Annotated in this window: 23 protein-coding genes; 19 read left to right on the top strand and 4 right to left on the bottom strand. The window is 43.4% G+C overall.

Features of this window, described 5'->3' with window-relative positions; translation table 11 throughout:
* Window positions 1-2: 2 nt before the first annotated feature.
* From O3642_RS09300 to O3642_RS09260, 9 genes are all read left to right on the top strand, one after another.
* Complete coding sequence (locus tag O3642_RS09300; protein ID WP_342977558.1) at window positions 3-635, top strand: nicotinate-nucleotide adenylyltransferase; 633 nt, start codon at window positions 3-5, stop codon at window positions 633-635.
* Window positions 632-1228: a bis(5'-nucleosyl)-tetraphosphatase (symmetrical) YqeK gene (gene yqeK / locus O3642_RS09295; RefSeq protein ID WP_371605833.1), complete on the top strand. Its 597-nt coding sequence runs from the start codon at window positions 632-634 to the stop codon at window positions 1226-1228. Before O3642_RS09300 ends, yqeK begins: the two co-directional genes overlap by 4 nt.
* The gene (locus O3642_RS09290) at window positions 1229-1729 is read left to right on the top strand and encodes a cysteine hydrolase family protein (RefSeq protein ID WP_371605832.1); all 501 of its coding nucleotides are present in this window, start codon (window positions 1229-1231) and stop codon (window positions 1727-1729) included.
* A 14-nt stretch (window positions 1730-1743) separates the two neighbouring features.
* Entirely contained in the window at window positions 1744-2097 is a 354-nt protein-coding gene (gene rsfS, locus O3642_RS09285) for a ribosome silencing factor (protein ID WP_003005865.1), read from the top strand.
* Between the two features lie 207 nt (window positions 2098-2304).
* On the top strand, window positions 2305-3045 hold the full coding sequence (locus tag O3642_RS09280) for a class I SAM-dependent methyltransferase (protein WP_277754530.1): 741 nt from the start codon (window positions 2305-2307) through the stop codon (window positions 3043-3045).
* A 6-nt stretch (window positions 3046-3051) separates the two neighbouring features.
* Entirely contained in the window at window positions 3052-4146 is a 1095-nt protein-coding gene (locus tag O3642_RS09275) for a nucleotidyltransferase (protein ID WP_371605831.1), read from the top strand.
* A 231-nt stretch (window positions 4147-4377) separates the two neighbouring features.
* Window positions 4378-4632: a type II toxin-antitoxin system Phd/YefM family antitoxin gene (locus O3642_RS09270; RefSeq protein WP_003014291.1), complete on the top strand. Its 255-nt coding sequence runs from the start codon at window positions 4378-4380 to the stop codon at window positions 4630-4632.
* Between the two features lie 3 nt (window positions 4633-4635).
* Window positions 4636-4890, top strand: a complete 255-nt coding sequence (locus O3642_RS09265; protein ID WP_155125464.1) for a Txe/YoeB family addiction module toxin — start codon at window positions 4636-4638, stop codon at window positions 4888-4890.
* Window positions 4891-5064: 174 nt separating this feature from the next.
* Entirely contained in the window at window positions 5065-5781 is a 717-nt protein-coding gene (locus O3642_RS09260; RefSeq protein ID WP_003005873.1) for a YebC/PmpR family DNA-binding transcriptional regulator, read from the top strand.
* Window positions 5782-5833: 52 nt separating this feature from the next.
* Here O3642_RS09260 and O3642_RS09255 read toward each other — a convergent pair whose 3' ends face one another.
* Genes O3642_RS09255 through O3642_RS09240 form a run of 4 tightly spaced genes read right to left on the bottom strand, consistent with a single transcriptional unit; the run spans window position 5834 to window position 8601 of the window.
* The gene (locus tag O3642_RS09255; protein ID WP_037606622.1) at window positions 5834-6160 is read right to left on the bottom strand and encodes a DUF5960 family protein; all 327 of its coding nucleotides are present in this window, start codon (window positions 6158-6160) and stop codon (window positions 5834-5836) included.
* A complete protein-coding gene (locus O3642_RS09250; protein WP_155125466.1) occupies window positions 6141-6512 on the bottom strand; it encodes a hypothetical protein in 372 nt (123 codons plus the stop codon). Before O3642_RS09250 ends, O3642_RS09255 begins: the two co-directional genes overlap by 20 nt.
* Window positions 6509-7921, bottom strand: coding sequence for a Y-family DNA polymerase (locus O3642_RS09245; RefSeq protein WP_155125468.1), 1413 nt, complete (start codon window positions 7919-7921; stop codon window positions 6509-6511). The genes O3642_RS09250 and O3642_RS09245 overlap by 4 nt, the downstream gene beginning before the upstream one ends.
* Window positions 7922-7923: 2 nt before the next feature.
* A complete protein-coding gene (locus O3642_RS09240) occupies window positions 7924-8601 on the bottom strand; it encodes an XRE family transcriptional regulator (RefSeq protein WP_004219840.1) in 678 nt (225 codons plus the stop codon).
* Window positions 8602-8760: 159 nt separating this feature from the next.
* Here O3642_RS09240 and asnA point away from each other — a divergent pair, with 159 nt between their 5' ends.
* From asnA to O3642_RS09190, 10 genes are all read left to right on the top strand, one after another.
* On the top strand, window positions 8761-9753 hold the full coding sequence (gene asnA / locus O3642_RS09235; protein ID WP_003005888.1) for an aspartate--ammonia ligase: 993 nt from the start codon (window positions 8761-8763) through the stop codon (window positions 9751-9753).
* A gap of 21 nt (window positions 9754-9774) precedes the next feature.
* Window positions 9775-10389, top strand: a complete 615-nt coding sequence (gene rsmD, locus O3642_RS09230; protein ID WP_371605830.1) for a 16S rRNA (guanine(966)-N(2))-methyltransferase RsmD — start codon at window positions 9775-9777, stop codon at window positions 10387-10389.
* Entirely contained in the window at window positions 10379-10867 is a 489-nt protein-coding gene (gene coaD / locus O3642_RS09225; RefSeq protein ID WP_155125470.1) for a pantetheine-phosphate adenylyltransferase, read from the top strand. The genes rsmD and coaD overlap by 11 nt, the downstream gene beginning before the upstream one ends.
* Window positions 10851-11933, top strand: a complete 1083-nt coding sequence (locus O3642_RS09220; protein ID WP_024054874.1) for a SepM family pheromone-processing serine protease — start codon at window positions 10851-10853, stop codon at window positions 11931-11933. The genes coaD and O3642_RS09220 overlap by 17 nt, the downstream gene beginning before the upstream one ends.
* A 161-nt stretch (window positions 11934-12094) precedes the next feature.
* Window positions 12095-12805 (top strand): thiol-disulfide oxidoreductase-associated membrane protein CcdA2, encoded by a 711-nt coding sequence (gene ccdA2, locus O3642_RS09215; protein WP_004219721.1) that lies wholly within the window; start codon window positions 12095-12097, stop codon window positions 12803-12805.
* Between the two features lie 26 nt (window positions 12806-12831).
* Entirely contained in the window at window positions 12832-13182 is a 351-nt protein-coding gene (locus O3642_RS09210) for a hypothetical protein (protein WP_151379171.1), read from the top strand.
* A gap of 59 nt (window positions 13183-13241) precedes the next feature.
* On the top strand, window positions 13242-13802 hold the full coding sequence (locus tag O3642_RS09205; RefSeq protein ID WP_155125909.1) for a redoxin domain-containing protein: 561 nt from the start codon (window positions 13242-13244) through the stop codon (window positions 13800-13802).
* An 11-nt stretch (window positions 13803-13813) separates the two neighbouring features.
* Window positions 13814-14935 (top strand): peptide-methionine (R)-S-oxide reductase MsrB, encoded by a 1122-nt coding sequence (gene msrB / locus O3642_RS09200; RefSeq protein ID WP_004219819.1) that lies wholly within the window; start codon window positions 13814-13816, stop codon window positions 14933-14935.
* Window positions 14936-14993: 58 nt separating this feature from the next.
* Window positions 14994-15728 (top strand): response regulator, encoded by a 735-nt coding sequence (locus tag O3642_RS09195; protein WP_155125476.1) that lies wholly within the window; start codon window positions 14994-14996, stop codon window positions 15726-15728.
* A partial coding sequence (locus O3642_RS09190) for a sensor histidine kinase (RefSeq protein WP_371605829.1) occupies window positions 15725-17432 on the top strand: 1708 nt, incomplete at its 3' end. The genes O3642_RS09195 and O3642_RS09190, both read left to right, overlap by 4 nt.

Here is a 17432-nt window from a genome sequence, read left to right as displayed (position 1 = left end):
CTATGGCAATTGAACTATTGACTCCCTTTACCAAGGTAGAGTTAGAGCCAGAGATCAAAGACAAGAAACGCAAACAAGTTGGTATTTTGGGTGGAAATTTCAATCCGGTCCACAATGCCCATTTGGTCGTTGCGGATCAAGTGCGCCAACAATTAGGGTTAGATAAGGTGCTCTTGATGCCTGAGTATGAGCCACCGCATGTCGATGCCAAAGGGACGATTTCAGAGCACCATCGCCTTAAGATGCTGGAATTAGCTATTGAAGGGATTGAAGGTCTGGAGATCGAGACGATTGAACTCGAGCGGAAAGGGATTTCCTATACCTACGACACCATGCTCTTGCTCAATGAACGGGATCCAGACACAGATTATTACTTCATCATTGGTGCAGATATGGTGGATTATTTACCAAAATGGCACCGCATCGATGAATTGGTGGAGATTGTACAATTTGTAGGGGTACAGCGACCACGCTATAAGGCAGGGACTTCTTATCCGGTGATCTGGGTGGATGTTCCTCTAATGGACATCTCCTCTAGTATGGTGCGAGATTTTGTAGCTAAAGGTCGGACGCCGAATTTTATGTTGCCAAAACCAGTCTTGGACTACATCAAGAAAGAAGGATTGTATCAATGACCTATGAAAACTATCTAGGCTTTTCTCGTGAGGTCTTGCTTGAAAAAATGCGCCAAATCCTGCCAGAAAAGCGACTAACTCATTGTTTAGGGGTTGAGAAGGCTGCCCGTGACTTGGCCAAACGCTATGGGGCAGATGAAGAGCAGGCTGGCCTAGCAGGTTTGTTACATGACTACGCCAAGAAATTATCAGATCAGGATTTTCTGGACTTGATCGATCGCTATGAGCTGGATCCAGCATTAAAAAACTGGGGCAACAATGTCTGGCATGGGATGGTCGGGATTTATAAGATCCAAGAAGACCTCGGACTGACAGATCCAGCCATTCTTCGCAGTATTGAGATTCACACCGTGGGGAGTGATCAGATGTCAACCTTAGACAAGATTGTCTATGTGGCAGATTACATTGAGCATAACCGAGCCTTCCCGGGAGTGGATCAAGCACGTGACATTGCCCAAGTCTCCTTGGATCGTGCCGTGGCCTATGAGACGGCTCGCACAGTCGAACACCTGGCCCACCAAGGCTTGCCCATTTATCCCCAAACCCTTGAAACCTACAATGCCTTTGTGAAGTATTTGAAAGAGGAGCAGTGAGTGAAGACAGCTTTTATCATTATTGATGTACAAAACATCCTAGTTGAAACAGGCTTTGAGACAGGAAAGCTCTTAGAGAAGATCGCTTATTTGCAAGATCAGGCTAGAAAAGAGCAGGTTGAAATCATCTATATACAGCATATTGAAACGCCAGAGGCTTTAACTTCGGAAGATTGGCAATTATCGCCCCTGTTGAAGAGGAAGGCAGATGAGAAGGTGTTTCAGAAGCGATACAATAGCATATTTAAAGAGACAGGATTAAAAGAATACTTGGATCAACTAGGGATTGAACAACTGGTCCTGTGTGGTATGCAGACAGAATATTGTGTCGATACATCCGTCAAAGTGGGGTTTGAATACGGCTACAAGCTGGTCATTCCAGAAGGAGCTGTCACAACCTTTGATGGAGAGGATATTCCGGCAGAAACGCTTAATGAATTTTATGAAAATATTTGGGCAGAACGTTTTGCGGATGTCTTAGATTACAAATCAATTTTTTAAGGAAAGAGGATTACATGAAAGAAAAAGAACTACTTGAACTAGTTGTCAAAGCAGCAGATGAAAAGCGTGCGGAAGACATTGTCGCTTTGGATGTTCAAAGCTTGACTAGCGTGACAGACTACTTTGTCATCGCAAGCTCTATGAATAGCCGCCAGTTGGAAGCTATCGCTGAAAATATTCGCGAGAAGGTCGTTGAAGCTGGTGGCAATGCCAGCCACGTCGAAGGTGATTCAGCTGGAGGTTGGGTCCTTCTTGACTTAGGTAGTGTGGTGGTCCATGTCTTCTCAGAAGAAATGCGTGCCCACTATAACCTAGAAAAGCTATGGCATGAAGCAAGTGCTGTCGATCTTTCAGCGGCCCTAGCATAAGCAGGTGAACTCAGTTGGTAGCAACTGAGTTTTGTTGGTTAAATTGAAATTCTATGGAAAGAAAGGATGGGGCCTCGTGTTTGGTTAATTTGATAATTGAACACGAGCTAAAAGCTGTGAGAAAAAGGGTAACTTCCTTTGTATCTGACGATACGGCAGAAAGTTTCCTATTTTCTCTTTGCTTTTAACGCTCTTTGTATCTTAATTATGGCAACATATGAAACCTTTGCGGCGGTCTACGATGCGGTCATGGATGATAGTCTGTATGACTTATGGACGGATTTTTCCCTCCGCCATCTCCCAAAGACAAAAGATAAGAAAAAATTACTGGAATTGGCTTGTGGGACAGGGATTCAGTCTGTTCGCTTTTCTCAAGCTGGATTTGATGTGACAGGGTTAGACCTGAGTGCTGACATGCTGAAAATTGCTGAAAAAAGAGCTGCTTCAGCCAAGCAAAAGATTGATTTTATCGAGGGCAATATGCTGGACCTTTCGCAAGCAGGCACTTATGATTTCGTGACCTGCTACTCGGATTCTATCTGCTACATGCAAGACGAGGTAGAAGTAGGGGATGTCTTCAAAGAAGTCTATAATGCCCTCAATGAGGACGGAGTCTTTATCTTTGATGTCCATTCAACCTATCAGACGGATGAGGTTTTCCCAGGCTATTCCTACCACGAAAATGCAGAAGACTTTGCTATGCTCTGGGATACCTATGAGGATGCGGCCCCTCACTCGATCGTCCATGAGTTAACCTTCTTTGTCCAAGAAGAGGATGGCTCCTTTAGTCGGCACGATGAAGTTCATGAGGAACGCACTTATGAAGTTTTAACCTATGACATCTTATTGGAGCAGGCTGGCTTTAAATCTTTCAAATTGTATGCAGACTTTGAAGACAAAGAGCCAACAAAGACCAGCAAACGTTGGTTTTTTGTAGCACAGAAGTAGGACAGCATGACAGTTACAGGTATTATTGCAGAATTTAATCCCTTTCATAATGGACACAAGTATCTGCTAGAACAGGCAGAAGGGCTGAAGATTGTGGCCATGTCTGGGAATTTTGTTCAACGTGGCGAGCCTGCCATTGTAGACAAGTGGATTCGCGCGCAGATGGCTTTGGAAAATGGAGCGGACCTGGTGGTCGAGCTCCCCTTTCTCGTGGCTGTTCAGTCGGCTGACCATTTTGCCAAGGGAGCGGTAGAGATCTTTTCCCGTCTGGGGATCGACCAATTGACTTTTGGGACAGAAGCGGTCATAGATTACCAAGCGATTGCGACTGTTTATTCGGAGAAAGAAGCGGAAATGGAAGCTTTCTTGCGAAGCTTTCCAGACGATTTATCCTATCCACAAAAGACCCAAAAAATGTGGGAAACCTTTGTTGGAGTGGAGTTCACAGGGGATACTCCCAATCATATTCTGGGTTTGGCCTATGCCAAGGCTTGTGCTGGGAAGGGGATTGTGCTCAAGCCCGTCCAACGCCAGGGAGCAGGTTACCATTCAGAAGAAAAAGAAGTGGCCTATGCTTCTGCAACTAGTCTACGCATACACAAGGAAGATCAGGACTTTGTCGCTAGATTCATGCCTAATAGCCAACTCTTTCAGTCGGCTCCACAGGTATCTTGGGAGGATTATGACCAACTGCTCCGTTATCAAATCCTAACCCATCCGGATCTGACACAGATTTTTCAAGTCAATGAGGAACTGGCCCATCGGATAAAGTATGCGATTCGAAGTGCTAGTTCTGTGGAAGACCTGGTGGAGAAAGTCGCAACCAAGCGCTATACCAAGGCACGCGTGCGCCGAATCTTGACCTACATCTTGGTAGGGGCGATGGATCAAGCTCTTCCCGACGCCATTCATGTCTTAGGATTTTCCGCAAAGGGACAAGCCCACCTCAAAGGCTTGAAAAAATCAGTAGAAATCGTGACCCGAATCGGTAAGGAACCTTGGGATGCCTTGACCCAGCAAGCGGATCAGGTGTATCAGTTAGGCCATCCCCAATTGCTAGAACAGATCTGGGGTCGGGTGCCCGTGAGAGTAGAAGAATAAATGGTTTTACCTACCCTCTCTGCCCACATTCACGTAAGGCAAGAAAGTGATGATGTGCGGAAACAGTGTTTATCTACTGTCTAAAAAATCTTTTTAGACAGTAGATTTTTTTACCAAATTTAGAAACTTTTTACGAATAATTAAGTGAAGAGGGAAAAACTTGTACAAGTTCCTGACAAGTTTTTCTTTTTCATGTATAATAAAAGAAAAGAGGTAGAATGAGGTATGGTCATGGAAGCAGTCGTTTATTCAACATTCCGCAATCATTTGAAGGATTATATGAAGAAGGTGAATGATGAGTTTGAGCCTTTGACGGTTGTAAATAAGAATCCAGACGAAGATATTGTGGTCATCTCTAAGAGCGAGTGGGATAGCCTACAGGAAACCCTGAGACTAGCTCAGAACAAGGAATTGTCAGATAAGGTCTTGCGGGGCATGGCAGAAGTCCGAGCTGGTCAGGTTCAACTCCATGAGATTGAGGGGTAACGGATGTTACTCAAGTTTACAGAAGATGCCTGGAAGGATTATTGTTACTGGCAAAGTCAGGACAAAAAGACATTGAAGCGAATCAATAGACTTATCAAAGAGATACAGAGGGATCCATTTGCTGGGATTGGTAAGCCTGAGCCCTTGAAATATGACTTTCAAGGAGCATGGTCAAGACGGATTGATGCAGAGAATCGCCTGATTTATATGCTAGATGAGTCAGGTGTCGCTTTCCTCTCTTTTAAAGATCATTATTAAGTCTTTAAAAGAGGATCTTTTTGATAGTTAGGATAGCTCTTTAAAGTTTCCAGCTCGAAGAAAATTCCTATAAAATCCCCTTTCTAAAAATAGAAAAATCTAGTCTAACTTTGATGATTTGTGATATAATGTTAAAGATTGAAAATAATTTGAAAAAATTTAAGGAGAATCCTCATGGGACGTAAATGGGCCAATATTGTTGCCAAGAAAACTGCCAAAGATGGTGCCAACTCAAAAGTGTATGCCAAATTTGGTGTGGAGATCTATGTAGCTGCTAAAAAGGGTGAACCAGATCCAGAACTAAATACTGCTTTGAGATTCGTTATTGACCGTGCGAAACAAGCGCAAGTGCCAAAACACGTTATTGATAAAGCGATCGATAAGGCAAAAGGAAACACTGACGAAACCTTTACAGAAGGACGTTACGAAGGGTTCGGACCAAATGGTTCGATGTTGATTGTTGATACTTTGACTTCAAACGTTAACCGTACAGCTGCCAATGTCCGTGCTGCTTTTGGTAAAAACGGTGGGAACATGGGAGCGTCCGGTTCTGTATCTTACCTCTTTGACAACAAGGGTGTTATCGTCTTTGCTGGTGATGATGCCGATGCAATCTTTGAACTTTTGCTTGAAGCAGATGTGGATGTAGATGATGTCGAAGCAGAAGAAGGAACGATCACCGTCTACACTGCTCCAACTGATCTTCACAAAGCAATCGTTGCTTTGCGTGAATCAGGTGTCGAAGAATTCCAAGTAACAGAATTGGAAATGATTCCTCAATCAGAAGTTGAGTTGTCAGGTGAAGATTTGGAAACATTTGAAAAACTTTACAGCGTTCTTGAAGATGACGAAGACGTACAAAAAATCTACACAAACGTAGATGGATTCTAATCACTCGTAAGGACTGTAGTGAATCCCATAAATCAAGAAAAAGGATAGCTTCTTAGATCAAGCTATCCTTTTTCTCTGTCTGATGAGGATCTATCTTTTGTAAGTGATGTCCTGTATAAGCGTAAATACGGGTCAGGGGTGATTGGGAGAGTGTGGAAACTTTAAAATAGAAATAATGGTCTCGATGATCCCGACTTTTGGTGTGGTGAAGACGAAAGTAATTTCGCTGGCCTGCTGCCATGGAGTGGAGAATATCATCTTCTAAAAAGACGAGCGGTGTAGAAGTAGCTGCCCACTTGTAAAACTCTATCTCAAATTGGTGGTAATTCTCCGAAAAATAATCAAATTGTAATTCGTGTTTAGTCTGAATAGGTTTCATAGGATGTTTCCTCAGATTCAATAAAAATGATAGAGTCTACGAGGAGACGGTGATAGTGGCCATCGCTTTTGAGAAGAACCTCAGAAGCAGATAAGGTGTGAATCGAAGCTGTGTAGGTTGCAAATTGATTCCCCTCTAGAGTTGTGATCGAAATCGTCGTTTGTTGTTGAAAGGCCTGCTCCAGGAGCTGGATCTGTTCAGCAAGTGGAAGAATTGTGAGCTGACTGCGGTCAATTTCTTTTGTATGCAGGGCAGTTGTGTGCTCGGATAAAAAGAAGCCAGCCCATTTGGCCATGCCACGATCTTGAAATTCGCGGGCGGATTGATAAGGGAGATAAGAACGGTCGATCATGTTAATCCATCTAAGCCTCCTGCGGAATGTCCGCCTGTTAGTTTACTGCGTGCAATGGCGCGTGAGTTTTCTAGTAATGAGGAGCCTTTCTGAAGAGAGGTAAAGCCAAATTGATCCCGAATGCGGTCAATGGTCTGCTGGAGTTTCTCCTCTTTTTCCAAGTCTACTGGGTCATCGAAGAGAGAAAGGAGTTGAAGAGACTCCTCGACAAGTTCTCCATAAAAAACACCAATCTGCCGAATGGCGCCTCCTTCGTACTTGGAGCGAAAGAGCCGCAGAACCGTATCGGATAAAACCTTGGTGGATTGGGTAGGCTCAATCTTTTGCTGGCAGTGAATGGACGGAAGCCCCTCGATTTTGGAGTAGGAGGCATGAATGGAGACCAGTTGGGTCTTCTTTTTTTTCCGTCGCAAGCGAATAGCCACCTGTTCAGCCATCTCCCGAAATACCAGTTCAATGTCGGTTTGTAGATGGTAGTCATAGGGCAAGATTTGAGAGTTACCAATACCTCGTGACTTCGGATGATAAGGCTTGTGGACATTGCTTTCATCAATGCCATGAGCATGGAACCACAGTTGAAGGCCCATGACTCCAAATTCTTTCTTTAAGAGATCGGGGTGAGCTTGAGCCAGTTCGGCAATAGACGTGATCCCGATCTTTTGCAATCGTTTTTCAGTGCGACGTCCAATGCCCCAAAAATCAGTGAGCTGGGGCAGTTTCCAGACCTTACTTTCTACATCTTCATAAGACCAATTGGAGCGCATATTTCGGCAATGCTTAGCTTCATTGTCCAAGGCTAGCTTGGCAAGAAGGGGATTGGCATTGCTGAGGCCGATGGTAGAGTAGATTCCAGTTTCCTGCCAGATCCTTTTTTGGATTCTGGCAGAAAGGAGATCCAGTTTTTCCTTTCGAGAGAGGGAGGGATCTGGAATAAAATAATTTAAGGAAGAAGTCAGATCGATAAAGCCTTCGTCAATCGAGTAAGGAAAAATATCATCTGGTGCCGCAAATTCCTGAAAGACCTTCTGAATTTCCATATTGACCTGAATATAGGCATTCATCCGAGGAGGTACAATCAGGGTCCTCTTGGCCCAGGATTCAATGGATGCAATAAAGGCTGGATCTGTGGGCAATCCTTGCTTTTTAGCGACGTAGCTATTAAATTTTCTGGTTTTGATGTCAAAAGGTAGGTCGTAGCTACGGCTGACATTTTTCTTGCCAAAGACTTGTTTGAAAACGGGAGAGCTCGCCAAAATCAGGCCAGCAGAATTGTCGCTTCGACTCATGACGCAAAGAGAAGTCGTCAAGGGATTGAGCCCTAGACGGACACATTCACAACTGGCATAAAAACTTTTCATATCCACAAAAGCAATATCAGAATGAGGCTCACGTGAATAATCAAATAGCATATTTAAACCTCAAGTGGGAGAAAATGCCCGACCACAATACCGACGATTTTGGGCTCGTCTTCATAGGGAGCAAATAAATCATCATAGTCAGGGTTGATGGATTCTAAGCGCAATCCTTCAGCTTCCCGATAGACTTTCTTGATGTAGGTTTTTCCATTCCAGATGAGGGCGTAGACAGCCCCATCATAGTCAAAGCCAGTCTGCTTCATGAGGGCAACAGAGCCGTTGGGATAGAGAGGTTCCATCGAATCACCTGATACCCAAGAAGCGAAATCGTGCTGGATCTCTTGGTCAAAATAGACGGTTTCATAGTCCGTTTCGTTGTCATAAAAGGTGTGTCCTAAACCGGCTGCTAGCTCAATTGAAAGAACCTTATAAGCTGTTAAGGAAACAACTTTTTGCTGCTGTTCCAATAACTGGCTGGCCAACTGGTCGACTTTCTTTTGATGAGGTGGGGTTAATAAAGGGTAGGTGTAGAGTGCGGAGTCTTTGTTAATAAAGTAGTCCTCTTTAACGGAGAGGCGCTTGGCCAACCTCCTGAGATTTTTTTCGTGTGGCTCCGCTAAGCCATTCTCCCAACTGGAGTAAGTCTTGCGAGAAATCTTGAGATCCTCGTAGACATCTGCTTGGGTCAAGCCTTTTTCCAGGCGTCTTTCTTTTAGTTTTTTTGCATCAAACATGTCAGTTCTCCTATGTAACGTTTTAAAAGTTACATATAGTTTATCAAAAATGAATCCTTTTTGCAAGAGAAAAATTCAGTTGAAAACGAATGAAAAGACTTGATTTTGATTGAAAAAAGAGTATAATCATTTCTAAAATGTCTATAAATGAGGAACTATATGAAAAAAAGTTTTATCCACCAACAAAAAGAAATTTCATTTGTTAAAACGACGTTTACGCAGTATTTAAAAGATAAATTGGACATCATTGAAGTCCAAGGACCGATTTTGAGCAAGGTCGGAGACGGGATGCAGGATAACCTTTCTGGGATTGAACATCCGGTATCTGTAAAGGTCCTTCAAATTCCTGATGAGACTTATGAAGTCGTGCATTCACTTGCAAAATGGAAACGCCATACCTTGGCACGTTTTGGTTTTGGCGAAGGAGAAGGTCTCTTTGTCCATATGAAGGCTCTTCGTCCAGATGAAGATTCGCTAGACGCTATCCACTCTGTTTATGTAGACCAATGGGACTGGGAAAAAGTCATCCCAAATGGTCAACGCAACATCGCCTACCTCAAAGAAACGGTTGAAAAAATCTACAAGGCGATTCGTTTAACAGAACTAGCAGTAGAAGCGCGCTATGATATTGAGTCAGTTCTTCCAAAACAAATTACCTTCGTTCACACAGAAGAGTTGGTGGAACGCTATCCAGATTTAACTCCAAAAGAGCGTGAAAATGCCATTGCCAAAGAATTCGGAGCTGTCTTCTTGATCGGGATTGGTGGAGAGCTTGCAGATGGCAAACCACACGATGGACGTGCACCTGACTACGATGACTGGACAACAGAGTCTGAAAATGGCTACAAGGGCTTGAATGGCGATATCCTCGTCTGGAATGACGTTCTAGGTTCAGCCTTTGAGCTGTCTTCAATGGGAATCCGTGTCGATGAAGATACGCTTCGCCGTCAAGTTGCGATTACAGGGGACGAGGATCGTCTCCAATTAGAGTGGCACAAAGCTTTGTTAAATGGTCTTTTCCCACTTACAATTGGTGGAGGGATCGGACAATCTCGTTTGGCGATGTTCTTGCTTCGTAAGAAACATATCGGTGAAGTCCAAACCAGTGTCTGGCCTCAATCTGTCCGTGATGAATATGAAAATATCCTATAAGGAAAGAAAGAGTCGAGCAGAGTGCTCGGCTCTTTTAATTGTCGCTTGACCATATCAAATTGCAATTTTCTGATTTTTTTTGGTATAATGGTCCCTATGAAAATAGTATCTGGAACCTATGGAGGACGTCCCCTCAAAACACTTGAAGGAAAAACAACCAGGCCGACTTCTGATAAGGTCAGAGGGGCCATGTTCAATATGATTGGTCCTTACTTTGATGGTGGAAGAGTGCTGGATCTCTATGCAGGAAGCGGTGGGCTCTCTATCGAAGCAGTTTCTCGAGGCATGTCAGAGGCCGTTCTAGTGGAAAGAGATCGTAGAGCGCAGGAGATTGTAGCAGCCAATATTGCCATGACCAAGGAAAAGGAACGGTTTCAACTGCTAAAAATGGAGGCCAAGCAGGCCTTAGGGCTTTTAACGGGCACCTTTGATTTGGTGTTCTTAGACCCTCCTTATGCCAAGGAAGAGATTGTTCGCGATATCGAAACCTTGTGCGAGCGACAACTCTTGTCAGAGGAGATCATGATTGTGTGCGAAACTGATAAACACGTAGAACTTCCTGAGGAAATCGGACAAGTGGGAATCTGGAAAGAAAAAATCTATGGAATTAGTAAGGTAACAGTATATGTCAGATAGAACTGGATTGTTTACAGGATCGTTTGATCCGATTACCATTGGGCATGTGCAATTGATCGAGCGAGCTAGTCGCTTGTTTGACTGTGTCTATGTCGGAATTTTTTATAATCCGGAAAAAGTCGGACTCTTTTCCATTGAGCAGCGCGTGCGCATGGTGAAAGGGGCCTTGGCTCATTTGGAAAATGTTGAAATTGTGACGTCGACTCAAGAGTTAGCTGTGACAGTGGCGCGCAATCTTGGGGTCATCACCTTGATCCGGGGCTTGCGCAATGCACAGGATCTAGTATACGAAGCCAATATGGATTATTTTAATCACCAGTTGGCGCCTGAATTGGAGACGGTTTATCTCTATACCCAGCCTCCTTACCAGGCCATTAGTTCAACACGTATTCGAGAGTTGCTGGCTTTTCAGCAGGATATCTCACCTTATGTCCCAAAGAGTGTAATGGAGGAAATCAAAGATGACACAAGCGAATAAACCAAGCTTGACCACTAAAAAGAAAAAGGGACGGTTGAAAGAATACCGATGGCCGATTGCAGGCGTTCTTTTCTTGCTCCTTTTGCTAGCTGCTTTTGTGATTCGCCTTCCCTATTATATTGAGATGCCAGGAACGGCAGAAGATATTCGATCCGTCATGACAGTAGATGGAAAAATGGATACCAAGTCAGGGTCTTATGACTTTGTAACCGTGGCAGTGAAAGAAGCGACTCCGGCTGATTTGATCTATGCTTGGGCGACACCTTTTACAGATATCTACTCTGCAAAGGATATGACAGGTGGTAGTTCGAGCCAAGAATTTACGCGGATTAACCAATTCTATATGGAAACCTCGCAAAATATGGCCATCTACCAAGGATTGAAGACAGCTGGGAAAGAAACCCAGATGGACTTTCTAGGTGTTTATGTCATGCAAGTGGCAGATGATTCGACCTTTAAGGGAATCTTGAACATTGCGGATACCGTCACAGGTGTGAATGGCAAGACCTTTAAGAGTTCCAAAGAATTGATTGACTATGTTGGTTCTCAAAAAATTGGCGATCCCGTTTCAGTGACCTATATTGAGGATGGACAAACCAAGACAGCAGATGGAAAGATCATCAAATTGTCCAACGGGAAAAACGGAATTGGGATTAGCTTGATCGACCGGACTGAAGCCAAAGGCGATGTTCCTGTCCAGTTTGCGACCCAAGGGATTGGTGGACCAAGTGCCGGTATGATGTTTAGCCTAGCCATCTACACCCAAGTGGCTGATCCAGATCTTCGTCAGGGACGCCATATTGCGGGGACAGGAACCATTAACCAAGATGGAACGGTTGGCGATATCGGTGGGATTGACAAGAAAGTCGTCGCAGCCGATAAAGAAGGAGCAGAAATTTTCTTTGCCCCTAATAATCCAGTTTCCAAAGAAGAAAAGAAAGCCAATCCCAAGGCCAAATCAAACTATGAAACAGCGAAAGAAGCCGCGAAACAAATTCATTCGAAGATGAAAATCGTTCCCGTCAAAACCTTGCAGGATGCCATCGATTATTTGAAAAAGAACTAAAGTAGCCTGTTTGACAAATTTCGTACTTGAACGTATGACATCGTGTTAGCAGAGGGGAACATTCATCTTCTAATCAAATTCAAGTTTTTGCTTATCAATCTCTCTATTTTTAGAGGGATTTTTTCTTTATACTGGTATCAGAAAGAAAGGGAGGTAGTGAAATGATTCAAACCAGTTTGTTTTCCATTTCAGTATTCTTAGCGGGAGTTCTATCCTTTTTCTCCCCATGTATTTTGCCACTGATGCCAGTCTATGTAGGGATTCTATTGGATTCTGAACGTGTGAAAACTGTTCGAATTTTTGGAAGAGATATTTCTTGGTATGGCTTGGTGAAGACTCTTTGTTTTATCGCAGGTCTATCAACTGTTTTCCTAATTCTAGGATACGGTGCAGGGGCTCTTGGTCAGGTATTGTATGCTCCATGGTTTCGCTATCTGCTAGGAGGGATTGTGATCTTACTAGGGATTCACCAAATGGAAGTGATCAATCTGAGACAACTCCAAAAGCAAAAGACTATCCAACTCAAAAAGAATCGGGAGCGCAATGAATTCTTCAATGCTTTTCTGATAGGGGTCACCTTCAGTTTTGGTTGGACCCCTTGTGTCGGACCAGTTTTGAGTTCTGTTCTAGCCATTGCAGCTTCTGGAGGAGATGGTGCATTGCAAGGCGCTCTCCTGATGCTGGTATATACATTAGGCTTGGCTCTGCCTTTCTTGCTTTTAGCCTTGGCTTCTAGCTGGGTTCTACAACATTTTGCTAAACTCAAGCCCCATATGGGAACCTTGAAAAAAATTGGTGGTGCCCTCATCATCTTGATGGGCATCTTGCTGATGCTAGGAAATCTTAATAGCCTCGCATCCCTGTTTCACTAATCTTGAATGATTAAAGGAGAAAAATCATGAAAAAAATTCTTGCACTTTCTATTGCTACACTTAGCATCGTCACTTTAGCAGCTTGTTCTGGACAGAAATCAGATTCAGACATGAAAAAAACGGACGATAGTAGTATGATGAAGAAGGACGATATGAAGAAGGACGATATGAAGAAGGACGATATGAAGAAGGATGACATGAAGGATTCATCCATGTCCGATGATAAAATGAAAAAAGAAGACATGAAAGATTCATCTATGATGTCTGACAGCAGTTCTGAAATGAAGGACGATATGAAAAAGGATGAGATGAAATCCAGCGATTCAGAAATGAAAGACGAAAAGAGTGGATCATCTGATATGAAATCAGACAACTAATGAAAGAAGGGAGAGGTCATCTGAGGATGACTTTCTCCTTATTTAAAGAGGTAATAATGATGAAGAAATTAGCTTTAGTAGCTGCAGGATTCTTGTGTACTGGACTTTTGGGGGCTTGCTCGAGTCAAGGAATGGCTACTTCCAATAAGGACATGAGCCAACAAACAGCCAAAGCTGGGGCTAGGCAACCATCTGGCAAGAAAGTGAAGGAGTTTAACCTGCAAGGAGTAGACGGTAAGACCTACCGCTTATCCGATTACAAGGGAAAGAAAGTTTACCTCAAATTTTGGGCTTCCTGGTGCTCAATCTGTCTTTCAACATTAGGCGACACAAATGATTTAGCAAAGGCAGAGGAGGGTAAGGATTATGTGGTCTTATCCGTTGTAGCTCCAACCTTTAATGGTGAAAAATCGGAAGCAGATTTCAAAAACTGGTACCAGTCTTTGGATTACAAGGATTTCCCGGTCTTGCTAGATAGTAAAGGGGAACTGCTAAAAGAGTATGGGATTCGTTCATATCCATCGGCGCTCTTTATCAATAGTGATGGGACTTTAGCAAAGAGTCATATTGGCTATATGAATAAAGAGGATATCCTCAAGACCCTAGAGAACATGCAGTAAGGAGATAGACAATGGAAACAAAATGGAAAGTGTTTGCTATCCTTCTCGTTGGCTTACTATTCATTGGTTTCTTTTTCTTTAGTAAGGGATCAAACGGAATGGATCAATCAGAAACAAGCACTGAGATGATTAAAAAAGCATCGATGAGTCAGACTCCAGTAGCCAAAAAGGAAACAAATGAAAAGGTTGATCCAAAGGATCAGCGTGAAATTTATTTGGCTGGTGGTTGCTTCTGGGGCGTAGAGGAATATTTCTCCCGTGTTCCAGGTGTGATTGATGCTGTATCAGGCTATGCCAATGGAAAGGGAGAAACAACCAAGTATGAATTAGTCCCTCAAACAGGCCATGCTGAAACAGTTCATATCACTTACAATGTCAAGCAGGTATCTCTGAAAGAATTGCTCCTGCATTATTTCCGGATTATCGACCCAACGTCGAAGAATCGTCAAGGAAATGATCAAGGAACTCAATACCGAACAGGTGTCTATTATGTCTCCCAAGAAGACCTTCCAACTATTAACCAAGTCTTTGAAGAGGTAGCAAAAAAATACGACAAACCGTTAGCGGTGGAAAAAGAGCCACTGACTAATTTCATCAAGGCTGAGGACTACCACCAGGATTATCTAAAGAAACATCCGAATGGGTACTGCCATATCGATGTCAATCAGGCTTCTTATCCTGTTATTGATGCTAGTCGCTACTCTAAGCCAAGCGATGAGGAAATCAAAAAGAAGTTATCTCCTGAAGAGTATGCGGTGACACAAAAAAATGATACCGAACGGGCCTTCTCCAATCGTTACTGGGATCAGTTTGATGCCGGTATTTATGTAGATGTCGTGACCGGTGAGCCGCTCTTTTCCTCTAAGGATAAATTTGATTCTGGTTGTGGTTGGCCAAGTTTCAGTCGTCCTATTAGTCCTGATGTGGCAATCTATAAGGAGGATAAGAGTTTCAATATGACGCGGACAGAAGTTCGGAGCCGTGTGGGAAATTCCCATCTGGGCCATGTTTTTACCGACGGTCCCAAGGAAAAAGGCGGCCTTCGCTATTGCATCAATAGTTTGTCTATTACCTTCATTCCCAAAGCAGAAATGAAAGAAAAGGGCTACGGTTATTTATTGGACTATGTCTGAGACATTTGGAACCACAATTTGCTATAATAAGTATAGCAAAGACAAGTAGGTGAAAGACATGTATGCGATCATGATTGTGGAAGATGAAGAGCTTATCCGGCAGGGTCTGACTTCCTTAGTAGATTATGAACAGTTTGGAATGACTGTCATCAACCAGGCAGAAAATGGCCGTGAGGCTTGGGAAAAGTTTAAAGAGCAACCAGCCGATATCCTTCTAACCGATATCAATATGCCACAAATGAATGGCTTGGATCTGGCCCATCTCGTCAAAGAGCAGTCTCCGTCTTGTCATATCATTTTTTTGACAGGTTATGATGACTTTGAGTTTGCGAGGAAAGCCATCAAGTTAGGTGCAGATGATTATTTGCTGAAGCCTTTTTCAAAAGATGATATTGAAGAGATGTTAGCAAAGGTGAAAGGAAAACTTGATCAAGAGCGTAAGAAAGCGCAAGTCGAAGATTTGGTCAGACATGGTTATTCGACAGACTTGGAAGAAGCCATTCATGCTCGTTTAGCAGACTCTCAGTTAACTCTAAAGGATCTGGCCTATCAACTTGGTTTCAGTGCCTCTTATCTAAGCGTATTGATCAAGAAAAAATTGGGACTCCCCTTCCAAGACTACCTCATCCAGGAGCGAATGAAGAAGGCTCAACTCTTGCTTCTCACGACAGATCTAAAGATTTATGAGATCGCCGATCAGGTTGGTTTTGAAGATATGAACTATTTTTCTCAACGCTTTAAGCAGGTTGTTGGGGTGACACCAAGGCAGTACAAAAAAGGAGAGCATGAATGAAACGATATCCCTTGCTGATTCAGCTGGTCCTCTACTTTTTTCTCTTCATTCTCCTGCTGTTTGGTCTTATTGGTAGTCTTTACTATCAAACGAGTTCAGGGACGATCCGCCAGCAAACAGAGCGGACGACAAGAAATAGTATCGATCAAAGCAGTCAGTTCATCACCTCCTATCTAAAAAAATTAAAGCAGACCACCACGGTTCTTAGCAAAGAGCAGGCTGTTCGCCAATTTGCACAAGACAAGAGTGCGAATCAAGAAACGGTTCAACACCTGATGCGAACGATGATTGAAACGGATCCGGACCTAGTCTCAGCGGTCTTGGTGACCAAGGATGGACGTCTGGTAGCGACAGATTCCAAAATCAGCATGCAGACTTCCTCAGATATGATGAATGAAAGTTGGTATCAAGAGGCGATTAAGGAAAGAGCCATGCCGGTCTTGACGCCAGCTCGAAAGGAATCCTTGACTTCGGAAAAAGAAAAATGGGTGGTTTCTATTACCCAAGAAGTGGTCGATCAGACTGGCCAAAATCTCGGAGTAGTACGCTTGGATATTGGCTATGATAGCCTTCAGGCTTACTTGGATCACCTTCAACTAGGGAAACAAGGCTTTAGTTTTATCATTAATCAAAAGCATGAGTTTGTCTACCATCCCAAAAAAGCGGTTTATTCTTCCAGTCAAGAAATGCAGGCCATGCAGCCCTATATTGCTGTGAAAGATGGTTATGGCAAAGGAGAGAAGAATTTTATCTATCAGGTTCCGATTCCAGATAGCGATTGGACCTTGATTGGAGTGGCTTCACTTGAAGGACTTCAGATGCTACAGTCGCAGCTCCTATACTCTTTCATTGGCCTAGGATTACTAGCTTTGATCATGTGTTTAATAGGGATTGGCTTTGTTCTGCGTTTGTGGATCAAACCCTTACGAGACCTTCAAACCATCATTTTGAGGATTGGAGCAGGAGATGCCCACTTGAGGGCTGTAGCCAAAGGATCTCCAGAATTGGTGGACCTCGCTCAAGCTTTTAATGCCATGTTGGACCAAATCGATCACCTTATGCAACAGGTCAAGGAAGAGGAACAGAACGCACGGCGGTACGAGTTGCGGGCACTTTCGGCTCAGATTAATCCGCATTTCCTCTACAATACCTTGGATACGATTGTCTGGATGGCGGAGTTTAATGATAGTCGGCGCGTGGTCGACATCACTAAGTCTCTGGCTCAATATTTTCGACTGGCTCTTAACCAAGGCCAGGAACAAATCCTACTGAGAGATGAAATCGACCATGTCCGCCAGTATCTTTTCATTCAAAAACAACGTTATGGTGAAAAGCTCAACTATGAAATTCTAGAAGATGAACGGTTGGGCGACTATCAGCTTCCAAAATTAGTGCTTCAGCCTTTAGTGGAAAATGCGATTTACCATGGCATTAAAGAGATCGATCGGCCAGGTCTCATTCGAGTGACAACTGAAGTCAGTGGAGACTACGCCTGCGTATCGATTTTTGACAATGGACGAGGGTTTGACCGATCAGGATCAACAGACCAAACCCTTCTTCGTTTAGGAGGTGTTGGCTTGAAAAATGTGGACCAACGATTGCATCTTCAATTTGGCGAAGCCTATCATATGGAGATTGATTCTAAGGCAAATAGCTATACCAAAATTACTCTTTTTTTGCCACTTGCATCCGGCAATGAATATT

The sequence above is a fragment of the Streptococcus sp. 27098_8_66 genome (genome assembly GCF_041431945.1).
Taxonomy (GTDB): domain Bacteria; phylum Bacillota; class Bacilli; order Lactobacillales; family Streptococcaceae; genus Streptococcus; species Streptococcus dentalis.
Note: the sequence above shows the minus strand (reverse complement) of the source record. Positions and strands in the feature narration are given on the sequence as shown.